We start from the raw sequence: 13,953 nt of genomic DNA, 5'->3' as shown, positions 1-13,953 counted from the left end.
CATGATGGCCAAGCCGTGTTACCGAGAGGCAAGGCCGCCTCAAGCTGGCCATCGAGGACCCCTAGGGAATTGCCGCATGTCACCTGCATCTGAGAAACCACGCGTCGCCGTTATTGGTCTGGGGTCGATGGGCTATGGCATGGCCCTGTCGCTCAAGAAGGCCGGCTTCACGGTGACCGGCTGCGACGTCTCGGCGGATGCGGTGAAGCGCTTCGTGGCCGACGGAGGGCAGGGCGCTGATACCCCGGCGGGCGCCGCGCAGGGCGCGGATATCGTCATCAGTGTCGTCGTCAATGCCGCGCAGACGGCGACTATCCTGTTCGGGACGGACGGCGTTGCCGAAACGCTGCCGAAAGGTGCGGTATTCGTATCGTCCGCGACGATGGATCCCGATGTCGCCCGCCGCCTCGCCGGGGATCTCGAAGCCACCGGCCGACATTACCTCGATGCCCCGATCTCCGGCGGTGCACAGCGTGCGGCGCAGGGCGAACTCACCATTCTAGCATCCGGCAGCGAGGCTGCCTTTGCCAAGGCGCGGCCGGCGCTCGATGCGATGGCCGCCAAGCTCTACGAACTCGGCGATGCCGCCGGGCAGGGCGCCGCTTTCAAGATGATCAACCAGCTCCTCGCGGGCGTACATATCGCCGCCGCCTCGGAAGCCATCGCGTTTGCCGCCAAGCAGGGTCTCGATATCCGCAAGGTCTACGAGGTCATCACCGCCTCCGCCGGCAACTCCTGGATGTTCGAGAACCGCATGCCGCATGTGCTCGATGGCGATTACACGCCGCGCAGCGCGGTCGACATCTTCGTCAAGGATCTTGGCATCATCCAGGACATGGCGCGTACAGCGAAATTCCCGGTGCCGGTCTCCGCTGCGGCTCTGCAGATGTTTCTGATGACCTCGGCGTCCGGCATGGGCCGCGACGACGACGCGTCGGTGGCGCGGATGTATGCCAAGGTCACCGGTACCAAGCTGCCGGGCGAGCCGAATTAAGAACACGAGGACGATCGATGCCCCGCTTCGCCGCCAATCTCAGCATGATGTTCAACGAACACGCATTCCTCGATCGCTTCGATGCCGCGGCCAAGGCAGGCTTTACTGCGGTGGAGTTCCTGTTCCCCTACGAGCATCCACCGGAAGCGATCGCCGAACGACTGGAACGCAACGGGCTCAAGCAGGTGCTGTTCAATCTGCCGCCGGGCGACTGGAATGCCGGCGAAAAGGGTTTTGCCGCACGTCCCGACAAGTTCGATGAGCTCAGGCAGAGCATTCACACGGCACTGCCCTATGCCCTGGCCACCAATGTCCGCCGGCTGCACATGATGGCCGGTCTCGCCGATCGCCGTGATCCGAAGGCCGTGGCGGCCTTCCGCAAATCCGTTGAATGGGCCGCGAACTTTCTCGGCGAACATGGCGTCGACGTGGTGATTGAGCCGATCAACCCGCGCGACGTGCCCGGCTACTTTCTCAACGACTTCATGTTCGCACGCGACATCATCGCCGACATGAAGATTCCCAATCTCGGGCTGCAGTTCGATATCTATCACTGCCAGATCATTCATGGTGACGTCACGATGCGGCTGCGCGAGATGCTGCCGTGGATCGGGCATATCCAGATCGCCAGCGTGCCGTCGCGCAACGAACCGTCCGGTGAGGAACTGAACTATCCGTTCCTGTTCGATGAACTCGACCGGCTCGGCTACGACAATTATGTCGGCTGCGAATATCGCCCGGCCGGCGACACGGTCGCAGGACTTGGCTGGTTCAAGCCCTATGCCGGAGTGAAAGCATGACGCTGGCGCTGGGCTGCATCGCTGACGACTACACGGGTGCGTCCGACCTGGCCAACACGCTGACCCGCTGCGGTCTGCGCACGGTGCAGACCATCGGCATTCCTGCTGATGATCTGCAGCTGCCGGACGTCGATGCCGTTGTAGTATCGCTGAAGAGTCGCTCGATCGCGGCCAGCAGGGCGGTCGAGAAATCGCGCGCCGCCGAAAAATGGATGCGCAGCCGCGGCGCGGATCATGTGCTGTTCAAGATCTGTTCGACATTCGATTCCACCGATGCCGGCAATATCGGCCCGGTGATGGACGCGTTGCGGCTCGATTCCGGTGACAATATCGTGCTGGTGACGCCGGCATTCCCCGAGACCGGTCGGACGGTCTATCAGGGCAATCTGTTCGTTGGCTCCGTGCCGCTGAACGAGAGTCCGCTGAAGGATCACCCGCTCAATCCGATGCACGACTCCAATCTCGTCCGTGTGCTGGCGCGGCAGAGCGCGACAAATATCGGGTTGGTCGATCTCGGAGTTGTCGCCTGCGGCGCCGACGTGGTGCGTACGCATCTCGATGGACTGTCGGAGAATGGCTTTGGCGCGGCGATCATCGACGCCGTATTTGCCAGCGATCTGGAAACCATCGGTGCGGTCGCCCTGGGTCATCGCGTCTCGGTCGGTGCGTCCGGCATGGGGCTTGGTCTCGCGCGTGCACTGGTCGCGTCCGGCCGCGTCAAGGCGAATGCGGCGACATCGATCAAGGATACGCCCGTGGGTGGCGCTGCAGCCTGTCTGGCTGGGAGTTGTTCGCAGGCGACGCTGCAGCAGATCGCACGCGCTGAACAGGTGATGCCGGTGCTGCATCTCGATCCCGAACAGGTGATGGCGGGCGGCGCGGAAGTTCAGCGCGCGCTCGGCTGGGCGAAGGAGCGGCTCGGCAAAGGCCCGATTCTGATCGCCAGCAGTTCGACGCCGGATCAGGTGACGGCGCTGCAAAAGCGCCATGGCCGCGATGCCGCGGGGCATGCCATCGAGCAGGCGATGGCCGATCTCGCTGAAGGTCTCGTCCGCGCCGGCGTACAACGGCTCGTGGTGGCTGGCGGCGAAACATCCGGTGCTGTCGTCGATCGGCTGGGCATTCCGGGTTTTCTGGTCGGTGCGGAAATCGCCGCCGGTGTGCCGGTGTTGCGCGCGGTCGGTGCGGCGGAGCGCCAGATGCTGCTGGCGCTGAAGTCCGGCAATTTCGGCGGACCGGCTTTTTTTGAAGATGCGCTTGGCCTGATGACCTGATGGATGTCGCCCAATCCCGGGGCGACAGGCTGCCCGAATAGGCAGGGCGCTGCTTGCGCCGCGCGCATTACAGATAGTTCATCTTGACCGGCCCATGACACCTTGGGTGTCGCGAGCCGCAGCCGCGTCTATTTAAGCCTAAAACTGTTGTGCGGACGCCACGGCGGCCCGGAAACAATTAACAATACCGCTGAAGTGAATTGCCGTGAGGCTTCGCGCGTTAGCTATTTTGTCGCAGGTCGGGTAAATCTGCTGGCGTGGACAGGCCGGGAAACCGCTCGTTCGCAGCCCTTCATGTAAAGAGGATTGCCCGTTCATTCATGAACCGAGCCGATAGGCTTATGCCGGCCCGGCTCACTAATCGGATGCGGACGATCTCTCTAAACAGGTGAATTCGATCGTGGGCAGGCGGGTTTCCGCAGTGCCCCTCTCGTCAATGTATCGAGGACTACCCGTTCATGATCTCGTTGGTGCGCATCGCCCTGACCCGGCCTTACACCTTTGTGGTGCTGGCCCTGCTGTTGCTGATTGTCGGGCCGCTGGCCGCGCTTCGCACACCTACCGATATTTTCCCTGACATCCGCATCCCGGTCATCGGCGTGGTCTGGCAATATACCGGCCTCCCGCCGGACCAGATGTCCGGCCGTATCACCACGCCGTTCCAGCGCGCACTGACCACCACGGTCAATGACATCGAGCACATCACCGCGAATTCCTATGCCGGCTTCGGCATCATCAAGATCTTCTTCCAGCCCAATGTCGACATCCGCACCGCCAATGCGCAGGTCACCGCGATCTCGCAGACGCTGATCAAGCAGTTGCCGCCCGGCGCCACGCCCCCGCTGATCCTGAACTATTCGGCCTCGACGGTGCCGATCATCAACGTCGCATTGTCGGGTGACGGTCTTACCGAACAGAACCTCGCCGATATCGGCATCAACCAGCTTCGTACCCCGCTGGTCACCGTGCCTGGTGCCGCGATTCCGTATCCGTTCGGCGGCAAGCAGCGCCAGATCCAGATCGATCTCAATCCCGGCGCGCTGCAGGCCCGCGGTCTGTCCGGTCAGGACGTCGCCAATGCATTGGCCGCGCAGAACCTGATCACGCCGGTCGGCACGCAGAAGATCGGCGAATTCGAATACACGATCAATCTCAACAACTCGCCGCTGAAGATCGAAGAACTCGGCCGGCTGCCGATCAAGAGCGTCAACGGCGCCATGGTCTATGTGGATGACGTTGCCACCGTGCGCGACGGCAATCCGCCGCAGACCAATATCGTGCATGTGGATGGCAATCGTTCGGTGCTGATGCAGGTGTTGAAGGCTGGCTCGGTTTCCACGCTCGATATCATCTCCGGCATCAAGCAGAAGGTGATCGACTATCGCTCTGCGCTGCCGGACGCGTTGAAGATCAGCTATATTGGCGACCAATCCGGCTTCGTGCGCGGCGCTATCGAGGGCGTGGCCGTGGAAGGCGTCATCGCGGCCTTGCTGACGTCGGTGATGATCCTGTTGTTCCTCGGCAGCTGGCGTTCCACCGTCATCATCGCGGTGTCGATCCCGCTCGCGGTGCTCGGCGCCATCATCATGCTGTCGATGATCGGCGAAACGCTGAACATCATGACGCTGGGCGGTCTGGCGCTCGCAGTCGGCATCCTCGTCGACGACGCGACCGTGACCATCGAGAACATCAATTACCATCTGGAGCAGGGCAAGGACGTCGAGACCTCGATCATGGACGGTGCGGCGCAGATCGTGACGCCGGCTTTCGTGTCGCTGCTGTGTATCTGTATCGTCTTTGTGCCGATGTTCTTCCTCAACGGCATCGCGCGATTCCTGTTCGTGCCGATGGCCGAAGCGGTGATGTTTGCGATGGTCTGGTCGTTCCTGCTGTCGCGCACGCTGGTGCCGACCATGGCCAAGTATCTGCTGCAGCCGCATGTCCATCATGAGGGCGAGAAGCCGCCGACCCGCAATCCGCTGGTGCGTTTCCAGCGAGGCTTCGAAGCCGGCTTCGAGCGGATCCGCGGCGGCTATCACGGCCTGCTGGATATGGCGCTGGCGCGGCGCCCCGTTTTTGTGATTGGCTTCCTCGGCGTCGTCGGCGTGTCGTTTCTGCTGGTGCCGTTCCTTGGCCGCAACTTCTTCCCATCGGTCGATGGCGGCGCCATCCTGATGCATGTCCGCGCCCAGGTCGGCACCCGCATCGAGGAAACCGCGAACCAGTTCGCCGATATCACCAAGGCGGTGCGCAAGATCATCCCGCCGGATCAGATCGAGACCATGACCGACAATATCGGCATGCCCGTCTCCGGCATCAATCTCACCTATAACAACACCGGCGTGATCGGCCCGCAGGATGGTGACTTCCAGATCAAGCTGAAGGAAGGCCACAGGCCGACAGAGGAATATGTGCGGCAATTGCGCGAGCAACTGCCGCGGCAGTTCCCGGGTGTCAGCTTCGCCTTCCTGCCTGCCGACATCGTCAGCCAGATCCTGAACTTCGGCGCTCCGGCCCCGATCGACCTGCAGATCCGCGGTGCGAATCTCGCGGCGAACTTCGAATATGCCAACAAGCTGCTCGGCAAGATCCGTCGCATTCCCGGCATTGCCGATGCGCGGCTCCAGCAGTCGCCGAACAATCCCGGCTTCAACATCGATGTCGACCGCACCCGTGCGCAATATGTCGGCCTGACCGAGCGCGATGTCACCAACAGCCTCGTGGTCAACCTCGCAGGTTCGTCGCAAGTCGCGCCGACCTATTATCTCAGTCCTGATAACGGCGTGTCCTATTCCATCGTGATGCAGACGCCGCAATACAAACTGGATTCGCTGGGTGCGCTGGAGACGCTGCCGATCACGGCCGTGAATGCCAGCAACAACTCCCCGATGCTCGGCGGCATTGCCAGCATCAATCGCTCGATCTCGAATGCCGTGGTGTCGCAATATGACATCCAGTCGATGGTGCAGATCTATGCCACCACGCAGGGGCGCGATCTCGGTTCCGTGTCCAACGACATCTACAAGGTGTTGGAAGAAACCAAGGCGGATGTGCCGAAGGGCAGCAATGTGGCGCTGCTCGGTCAGGTGCAGACCATGAACAGCGCCTTTGCCGGCCTGCTGTTCGGTCTGCTCGGCGCCATCGTTTTGATCTATCTCTTGATCGTCGTGAACTTCCAGTCCTGGTCCGATCCGTTCGTGATCATCACCGCGCTGCCGGCGGCATTGGCCGGCATCGTCTGGATGCTGTTCACGACGCAGACGACGCTGTCGGTTCCAGCATTGACCGGCGCCATCATGTGTATGGGCGTCGCAACAGCCAATTCTGTGCTGGTGATTTCCTTTGCCCGCGAGCGCTACGCGATCCTCGGCGACCCCATCAAGGCCGCGTCCGAAGCCGGTTTCGTCCGCTTCCGCCCTGTGCTTATGACCGCTTTGGCCATGATCATCGGCATGGCGCCGATGGCGCTAGGGCTGGGCGAGGGCGGCGAGCAGAATGCGCCACTTGGCCGCGCTGTCATCGGCGGCCTGATTTTTGCTACCATCGCCACGTTGATGTTCGTGCCGGTGGTGTTCAGCATGGTTCACAAGAAACAGCAGCCTGCGCCGGACGCGGCCACCTCGGAGACTTTGCATGCCCACTGAGCAGACCCCCCCGGTATCGCGCCGCAAGCTCGGCCTGGTCGGAGTGATTGGCCTGTGCGCCGCCGGCGCCATCGTCGTCACCGGCATCATGGCCCGCGCCAAGACCGAGAGCGATTTAAAGGCCTGGACCGACGATCAGGCGATCCCAACGGTGGCTGTGGCTCCGCCGGATGCCCGCGTTCTCAACGCGTCGCTCGATCTGCCCGGCCGGCTCGAAGCCTATTACCGCGCGCCGATTTTTGCCCGCGTCTCGGGCTATCTGAAGAGCTGGAGCGCCGATATCGGTGCACAGGTCAAATCCGGCCAGGTGATCGCCGAGATCGAAGCCCCGGACCTCGATCAGCAGTTGCTGCAGGCCCGTGCTGACCTTGTCAGCCAGCAGTCCAGCGCCAAACTGTCGGAAGCGACGCTGAACCGCCGCAAGACGCTGGTGGCGTCGAATTTCGTCTCGGCGCAGGAAATCGACGAACGCACCGCCGACCTCAATAACAAGCGCGCCGCCGTGAATTCCGGCCAGGCCAATGTCGAACGGCTGGAAGCACTCGCCGGTTACAAGAAGATCACCGCGCCGTTCGATGGTGTTGTGACCCAGCGCAACACCGACGTCGGCGCGCTGATCTCGGGCGGCACCGGCACCGGCGCCGCGATGTTCGTGGTATCCGATATCAAGAAGCTGCGCGTTTATGTCGACGTGCCGCAGAGCTATGTGCCGGCGATCAGGTTAGGTGCCAAAGCGATCATCAGCGTGCCCGATCATCCGAACAAGACGTTCCCGGCCACGGTGGAAGCCTCGTCGCAATCGGTCGATGTAGCTTCGGGCACCACGCGAATGCAGCTTGTGCTCGACAACCCCAACGGCGAATTGCTGCCGGGTGGTTATGCCAATGTGAAGATGAGCCTCGCGCGCGACTCCGCGCCGCTCCATGTTCCGGCCTCGGCGCTGATCTTCAACAAGAGCGGCCTGCGCGTCGCGACCGTTGGCCCGGACGACAAGATCCTGTTCAAGACCGTGACCATTGCCCGCGATCTCGGCCGCGACATCGAGCTCGCGTCCGGCATCACCGCCGATGACCGTATCGTCATTGCCCCGCCGGATGGCCTCAACGACGGCGACAAGGTCCGTATCACTGGCGGCAGCGGTGCTCCGAAAAGTGGCAAGCCGACGGCGGAGACGGACAAGAAGGAAGTGAAGGGGTAGGGCGTTGACGCCGCGCTATGCCGGGCTCGTACGTCTGGCATAGCGACCCCTGCATTTGCGATCGTCTAGTGCGTGATGCCCTCGCGATCGAACAGCGCCATCAGGGTGCAGCTCATCGTTGCAATCAGCTTCTCCTCGCTCCGCTCCACCGCAAAGGCCTGGCCCTCACAGACCGTTATGGTTCTTCCGGGCTTGAGAACGCGGGCCCGAAACAGGAAATGCTCGCCGCGGGCCGGGGCCAGAAAATTGGTCTTGAATTCGACGGTCAGAACCGCGGCATTGTCGGGCATCAGCGAGAAGGCGGCATACCCGCAGGCTGTATCCAGCGCTGTCGTGATGATGCCGGCATGAATGAACCCGTGCTGCTGCGTAAAGGCGGTGTTGTACGGCATTTTGAGCTCGACTTCGCCGGCTGCCTGACGCGCAACTTCGATACCCAGTGTCGCCATCGCCGTTTGGCGGGCGAAGCTCGCCTGCACGCGGGCCTCGAAGTTTGCGTCCTTTGGAATGAATTTGGTCATTTCGCTTTATCGCGCCTTTCGCCACTCCAGCACGCCGTCACCTGCCGTGCTGATCGGCCCTGACGCTCCCACCGGCGTCTTGTCCTGATCCATCAGAAACGCCAGCGTCGCCTGGTCCTGCACCGGCACACGCGCCAGCGCGCGTTCATTGGCAGCAGTGCGCAGGATCACCACGCCGTGCTCGATCTCGCCGCTGCGGCCGTAGATCACCGTGAAGCTTTCGACAGTGCCGTTGCCCGAGGCCTCGGTGACATATGTCGGAACGGGCTTGCGGTTGCGATCAGCGTCTGCCTGCACGTTTGTATCCTGTGCGATCGGTGCCTTGGGTATCTCCTTCGACACCACCAGCGCGTGGTGCTTGGTGACGAAGCCGCCTTGCGCGTAGAGCAATCCAGTCTTGGTCCCCGCGCGGATTTTGCGGACCATCGCGCAGGCGGCATGCGCCATGTAGTCGTTCAGCGGCGCGCCAAAGAAGGTGAGACCGCCGGTCACGGTTGGTTGTACATCGCTGCCAAGGCCGAGGGTGCGGCGGGCCATCTTCGGCACGCAGGGGAAGCAGCTATAGAGCTCGATGGCGCCGAAATTCTTGCCGGAGCCGCCGACCAGATCCATCGCGACTTTCAGCACCGCATTCTGCGCGTGGCTTTCCACATACTGGTCGCGGTCGAGATAGTCGCGCGGCTCCTCGGCCGAAGCGCCGCCCCAGATATGCACGATGCGATCCTCGGGCACGCCGGCAGCGCGCGCCTTGGCAAGGCTGGTGACGAGGATGGCGGCCGACTGGTTCACCATCGGATTGGCGACCATCAGCTTGGTATAGGGCCAGGCGATCAGCCGGTTGTCAGGCGTCGGCGTTGTGATCTCGTCGGGCGTGAAGGCCTTCTTGTTCCACGCTTCCGGATTGGTCGCCGCGACGCCTGCATAGCGCGACCACAGCTCGCCGGATTCGCGATGGGCCTCGCGCGGCGTCTGGCCCCAATGCGCGGCGGAGGCGGCTTCATAGAACGGGTAGACCGTGACCGGTTTGGCCACGCCGAGCTTGGTCGCCATCGGCTTCTGGTAGTTGGCACCGCGCAGCGGCTCCGGCGCATCCTTGGCGAATGGCGTCCAGGGCAGATCCACCTTGGCGCGTTCGGCCTTGGTGGCCGTGCCCTGCGATTCCGCGCCGGTGATCGCTGCGACCTGAGATTCGCCGCGCGCGATACGCTTGGCTGCTTCATGAATGTAACGGATCGGGCTCTCGCCGCCGACCGGGCCGTAATAGGCGTGCTTCGGCGCGATGCCGAGCTTCTCGCTGAGCTGCTTCTCCGGTGCGGTGTAGCGCCAGCTCAGGAAGTTCACGATGTCGAGCGAGTCGATATCCCCAAGCAGCTTCCCGCCAGAGTCCTGCTCCGCGCGCTTCAGCGCCTCGATCATCAGCGCGAGCGGCTCGAGACCCTCCGTGAGCTCCTTCGGATGATCCGAGAATTCGCCGACGCCGACGATGACGGGGATGCGGTCTTCAGCTTGGTTCGACGCTGCCATTGTTCTTGCTCTTGCCTTTATTCGGAAACCAGCATGGTGAGGTGCTCTGCCGCTTCGGCAAAGTCCTCCTTGAATTCCTGCACAACTGCGCCTGCCGACTTGACGCTGTCAATCAGGCCGACGCCTTGCCCGACGAAATAGCTGACCAGATCCCGTGCCTGCGCATTGCCCGCGGCTGCGGAACGATCAATCGAGGCGAAAGCATCGCGGCTGATCAGGCTCTGCAGCGGCATCGGCAGCGCGCCGGGACTGTCCTCGCCGCGATCCCAGGCATCGGTCCAGACCGAGCGCAATTGCCGTGCGGGCTTGCCTGTGCGTCCCTTGGAGCGGATCGCGTCACGCGACGAGGCGGCAATCATCTTCTCGCGAAAAATTTCGGAGGTTTCGGATTCTGTCGTGGCCAACCACACCGAACCGGTCCAGACGCCTGCCGCGCCCATCGCCATACAGCCGGCCATCTGCCGCCCGGTCATGATGCCGCCAGCGGCGAGCACCGGGACCTCGCGCATCGGCTTGATGGCCTTGATCACCTCCGGTACCAGCACCATGGTCGAGACCTCGCCGCAATGGCCGCCGGCCTCGGTGCCCTGCGCCACGAGAATATCGACGCCGGCCGCAACCTGCCGGATCGCATGTTCCTTAGCACCGACGAGTGCCGCCACCGGGACGCCATGGGCTTTGCCCATCTCGATCATCGCCTTCGGTGGCACGCCGAGTGCATTGGCGATCAGCCGGATCGGATGATTGAAGGAAACGTCGAGCAGCCGCAGTGCAGTCTCGCCATCGAATGGCTGCGGCTGGTCGGCGGACACTTCGGTGATCCTGAGATCGACGCCGTATTTCTTCAGCAGGCTCTTGGTGAAAGCGCGATGTTCCGGCGTGATGCGGCGCTCAAGCGATTTCCAGGTGACGTCCTTTTCGCCTGATGTGGAGATATTCTCCGGGATCAGCACGTCGATGCCGTAGGGCTTGCCGTCGACGTGATCGTCGATCCACTTCAGTTCCTGCTCCAGCGTCTCCGGAGAATGCGCGGTGGCGCCGAGCACACCGAAGCCGCCGGCACGGCTGACGGCAGCAACCACGTCGCGGCAATGGCTGAAGGCGAGTAGCGGAAACGCGATGCCCAGCATCTCGCAGATCGGCGACTTCATCGGCGTGTCTCCCTGAATCTCTTGTGACCCGCTTCATGTGGCGAGTTCGTGATGAACGCTAGCGTATGGGGAAGGGCGATGCCAAGCGGACGAGGGGCATTCCGCCTGGCAAAATACCGGGGCAACGACGCCCGATTTCCTGCTTGCGCTTTCGCGTTATGCGGGAAATGCTACCTGTAACAAGCAAAGCAAAAAATACGGGAGTGAACGCATGGCCGCTGCTCAGCCGCAACCTGTCTCGCATCAGAACGCGCGTATCGATGTCGTGGTCGTCGGCGCCGGATTCGCGGGGCTTTATCTGCTGCACAAGCTGCGCGGCCTCGGTCTCCATGTGAAAGTTTTCGAACAGGGCGGCGATGTCGGCGGCACTTGGTACTGGAACCGCTATCCCGGCGCGCGCTGCGACGTCGAGAGCATGCAGTATTCGTTCTCGTTCGATAACAAATTGCAGCAGGAATGGGACTGGAGCGAGCGCTATGCGCCGCAGCCCGAAATCCTGCGCTATGCCGGCCATGTTGCCGATCGCTATGATCTGCGGAAGGACATCCAGTTCAACACGACGGTCAAAGCTGCTGTCTTCGACGAACGCGCCAATCGATGGACGGTAACGACTTCCGATGGTCAGGCCACCATCGCGCAGCATGTCGTACTCGCGACGGGTTGCCTGTCGAACGCCCGTACGCCCGAATTCAGGGGCATGAAGGATTTCAAGGGCAAGGTCTATCACACCGGCAACTGGCCGCATGAGACAGTCGATTTCACCGGCCTGCGCGTCGGCGTCATCGGCACCGGCTCGTCGGCGATCCAGTCGATCCCGCTGATCGCCGAACAGGCGAGCCAGCTCACCGTGTTCCAGCGCACCGCGAATTTCAGCGTGCCGGCGCGCAATGCGCCGCTCACCGATGATGAGCGTAAATCGTTTCGCGACAACTATCCGGAGATTCGCCGGCAGGCGCGTGAGGATTTCAAGAACGGCATCGTGCAGCCGATTCCGGATCGCGGCGCGCTCGACGATCCGGAAAATGAAAGGCGTGAGAAGTATCATGCGCGATGGACATCGGGCGGGCTTACCTTCATGGGCGTCTACAATAACCTGGTTCTGGATCAGCGCGCCAACGATACCGCCGCCGATTTTATCCGCGAGAGGATTTCGGAGATCGTCAGCGATCCCGAAACGGCAAGGCTGCTGCAGCCGAAGGATCATCCGGTTGGTTCAAAGCGTATCTGCGTCGACACAGATTACTATGCGACCTTCAATCGCCCGCATGTGACGCTGGTCGATATCAAGGCCCATCCGATCGAGCAGATTCTGCCGCATGCCGTGCGCACCGGCGGCAAGGATTACGAGGTCGACGCGTTGGTGCTCGCCACCGGCTTCGATGCGATGACCGGCTCGGTCGCCAAGATCGACATTCGCGGCCGCGGCGGCCAGACGCTGAATGATAAATGGTCCGAAGGCCCGCGAACCTATCTCGGCTTGATGAGCGCGGGGTTCCCGAATCTGTTTATCGTCACCGGTCCCGGCTCGCCGTCTGTGCTGTCGAACATGATCGTGTCCATCGAGCAGCATGTCGACTGGATTACCGATTGCCTGAGCTATATGCGCGACCGCGGCGCCGAGGTGATGGAGGCAACGCGTCCCGCCGAGGACAAATGGGTCGCTCATGTCAACGAGGTGGCGGCTGGCACGCTCTATCCCCAAGCCAATTCCTGGTACATGGGTGCGAATATCCCCGGCAAGCCGCAGATATTCATGCCTTATATCGGCGGCGTCGGTGTCTACCGGCAGATCTGCAATGATGTCGCAGCAAAGGACTATGAGGGATTTGCGATGACGGTGGGCGCGCGGCCAAAGGAGGCGGTGGCGTCGTAGAGGTGGGCCGAGAAACTAAGTCCCTTCGGTCGTCATGGCCGGGCTTGTCCCGGCCATCCATCTTCATTGGCTGCAGGGGCAAAGATGGATGCCCGGATCAAGTCCGGGCATGACAGCGTTTGTGGTTAGAACGCCGTATACCCGCCATCGATCACGAACGTATCTGCCGTGTGATACGATGACGCCTTGCTCATCAAATAGACCGCGATGCCGCCGAAGTCCGACGGTTCGCCGAAACGGCGCACCGGAATGCGCGGCATGACATTGGCGACGAATTTCTCGTTGCCCATGATCCCGGCGGTCATGTCGCTCTTGATCCAGCCCGGCAGGATCGCGTTGGCCGTCACGCCCTGCCGCGCCAGTTCAACGGCGAGCGCGCGCACCAGCGCATTGATCGCCGCCTTGGTCGCCGCATAGTGTTCGTTACGGGCAGTGCCGAAGATCGAGGCAAGACTCGATGTCGCAACCAGGCGGCCGAATTTGTCGCCAGCCTCCGCGCGTTCGGTCATATGCCGCGCGGCAACCTGGAAGGCATGGAAGACGCCGTCCAGATTGGTGGCGAACATGGTACGCCACTGCTCTTCGGTGCGGTCGATGAAATTGTGCCGGCCGCCGCCGCCGATGCCGGCATTGGCGAAGCAGCCATCGACGCGTCCGAATTTCTTGAGCGTGGCATCCATCGCCGCCTTCACCGAGGCGGTGTCGGTCACGTCGCAGACCAGCGTATCGACCTTGCCGGTGCAGTCCGCCATGGTGGCAGCCGCGGCCTTGTTCTTCTCGGCGTTGCGGCCCCAGATCGAGACGTTGCAACCGGCGGTGGCCAGTGCCTGTGCGATGCCGAGGCCGATACCGCCATTGCCGCCGGTGATGACGGCCACGCGGCCGCTGAGGTCGAATATCTGTGTAGACGTTGCCATGTCAGCGTTTCCATGTTTGGCGCGCGTTATGCCGTGCGTCCGTTGGTGGGCTGGTGT

The 13,953-nt window shown here is 62.4% G+C and carries 10 protein-coding genes; 6 read left to right on the top strand and 4 right to left on the bottom strand.

Features of this window, described 5'->3' with window-relative positions:
* The first annotated feature begins 76 nt into the window (after positions 1–76).
* From ltnD to AB8A23_RS00685, 5 genes are all read left to right on the top strand, one after another.
* Positions 77–994: an L-threonate dehydrogenase gene (ltnD, locus tag AB8A23_RS00705; RefSeq protein ID WP_439057171.1), complete on the top strand. Its 918-nt coding sequence runs from the start codon at positions 77–79 to the stop codon at positions 992–994.
* A gap of 17 nt (positions 995–1,011) precedes the next feature.
* Complete coding sequence (gene otnI / locus AB8A23_RS00700; protein ID WP_093759534.1) at positions 1,012–1,794, top strand: 2-oxo-tetronate isomerase; 783 nt, start codon at positions 1,012–1,014, stop codon at positions 1,792–1,794.
* Positions 1,791–3,068 (top strand): 3-oxo-tetronate kinase, encoded by a 1,278-nt coding sequence (otnK, locus tag AB8A23_RS00695; RefSeq protein ID WP_439057172.1) that lies wholly within the window; start codon positions 1,791–1,793, stop codon positions 3,066–3,068. The genes otnI and otnK overlap by 4 nt, the downstream gene beginning before the upstream one ends.
* Positions 3,069–3,526: 458 nt before the next feature.
* Positions 3,527–6,712, top strand: a complete 3,186-nt coding sequence (locus tag AB8A23_RS00690; RefSeq protein ID WP_439057173.1) for an efflux RND transporter permease subunit — start codon at positions 3,527–3,529, stop codon at positions 6,710–6,712.
* The gene (locus AB8A23_RS00685; RefSeq protein ID WP_439057174.1) at positions 6,702–7,910 is read left to right on the top strand and encodes an efflux RND transporter periplasmic adaptor subunit; all 1,209 of its coding nucleotides are present in this window, start codon (positions 6,702–6,704) and stop codon (positions 7,908–7,910) included. The genes AB8A23_RS00690 and AB8A23_RS00685 overlap by 11 nt, the downstream gene beginning before the upstream one ends.
* 65 nt (positions 7,911–7,975) lie before the next feature.
* Here the strand turns inward: AB8A23_RS00685 and AB8A23_RS00680 are convergent, their stop codons facing one another.
* The 3 genes from AB8A23_RS00680 to AB8A23_RS00670 are packed head-to-tail and all read right to left on the bottom strand — an operon-like array spanning position 7,976 to position 11,106.
* Positions 7,976–8,431, bottom strand: a complete 456-nt coding sequence (locus AB8A23_RS00680) for a PaaI family thioesterase (protein ID WP_175368769.1) — start codon at positions 8,429–8,431, stop codon at positions 7,976–7,978.
* Positions 8,432–8,437: 6 nt separating this feature from the next.
* Positions 8,438–9,955 (bottom strand): acetyl-CoA acetyltransferase, encoded by a 1,518-nt coding sequence (locus AB8A23_RS00675; RefSeq protein ID WP_439057175.1) that lies wholly within the window; start codon positions 9,953–9,955, stop codon positions 8,438–8,440.
* Positions 9,956–9,972: 17 nt separating this feature from the next.
* The gene (locus AB8A23_RS00670; RefSeq protein WP_439057176.1) at positions 9,973–11,106 is read right to left on the bottom strand and encodes a nitronate monooxygenase; all 1,134 of its coding nucleotides are present in this window, start codon (positions 11,104–11,106) and stop codon (positions 9,973–9,975) included.
* Positions 11,107–11,317: 211 nt separating this feature from the next.
* On the opposite strand from AB8A23_RS00670, the gene AB8A23_RS00665 reads away from it, so the two are divergent.
* The gene (locus AB8A23_RS00665) at positions 11,318–12,979 is read left to right on the top strand and encodes a flavin-containing monooxygenase (protein ID WP_439057177.1); all 1,662 of its coding nucleotides are present in this window, start codon (positions 11,318–11,320) and stop codon (positions 12,977–12,979) included.
* Between the two features lie 125 nt (positions 12,980–13,104).
* On the opposite strand, the gene AB8A23_RS00660 is transcribed toward AB8A23_RS00665, so the two are convergent.
* Positions 13,105–13,896, bottom strand: coding sequence for an SDR family NAD(P)-dependent oxidoreductase (locus tag AB8A23_RS00660; RefSeq protein WP_175368773.1), 792 nt, complete (start codon positions 13,894–13,896; stop codon positions 13,105–13,107).
* Between the last annotated feature and the right edge of the window lie 57 nt (positions 13,897–13,953).

The organism is Tardiphaga sp. 619_E2_N8_4 (assembly GCF_051810905.1).
Taxonomy (GTDB): domain Bacteria; phylum Pseudomonadota; class Alphaproteobacteria; order Rhizobiales; family Xanthobacteraceae; genus Tardiphaga; species Tardiphaga robiniae.
The sequence above is the reverse complement of the archived record's forward strand: the minus strand, read 5'-3'. Positions and strand labels throughout refer to the sequence as shown.

Excerpts from the sequence above, each read along its gene's own strand:
- ltnD (WP_439057171.1), top strand. The coding sequence starts at position 77 with ATGTCACCTGCATCTGAGAAACCACGCGTCGCCGTTATTGGTCTGGGG.
- otnI (WP_093759534.1), top strand. The coding sequence starts at position 1,012 with ATGCCCCGCTTCGCCGCCAATCTCAGCATGATGTTCAACGAACACGCA.
- otnK (WP_439057172.1), top strand. The coding sequence starts at position 1,791 with ATGACGCTGGCGCTGGGCTGCATCGCTGACGACTACACGGGTGCGTCC.
- AB8A23_RS00690 (WP_439057173.1), top strand. The coding sequence starts at position 3,527 with ATGATCTCGTTGGTGCGCATCGCCCTGACCCGGCCTTACACCTTTGTG.
- AB8A23_RS00685 (WP_439057174.1), top strand. The coding sequence starts at position 6,702 with ATGCCCACTGAGCAGACCCCCCCGGTATCGCGCCGCAAGCTCGGCCTG.
- AB8A23_RS00680 (WP_175368769.1), bottom strand. The coding sequence starts at position 8,431 with ATGACCAAATTCATTCCAAAGGACGCAAACTTCGAGGCCCGCGTGCAG.
- AB8A23_RS00675 (WP_439057175.1), bottom strand. The coding sequence starts at position 9,955 with ATGGCAGCGTCGAACCAAGCTGAAGACCGCATCCCCGTCATCGTCGGC.
- AB8A23_RS00670 (WP_439057176.1), bottom strand. The coding sequence starts at position 11,106 with ATGAAGTCGCCGATCTGCGAGATGCTGGGCATCGCGTTTCCGCTACTC.
- AB8A23_RS00665 (WP_439057177.1), top strand. The coding sequence starts at position 11,318 with ATGGCCGCTGCTCAGCCGCAACCTGTCTCGCATCAGAACGCGCGTATC.
- AB8A23_RS00660 (WP_175368773.1), bottom strand. The coding sequence starts at position 13,896 with ATGGCAACGTCTACACAGATATTCGACCTCAGCGGCCGCGTGGCCGTC.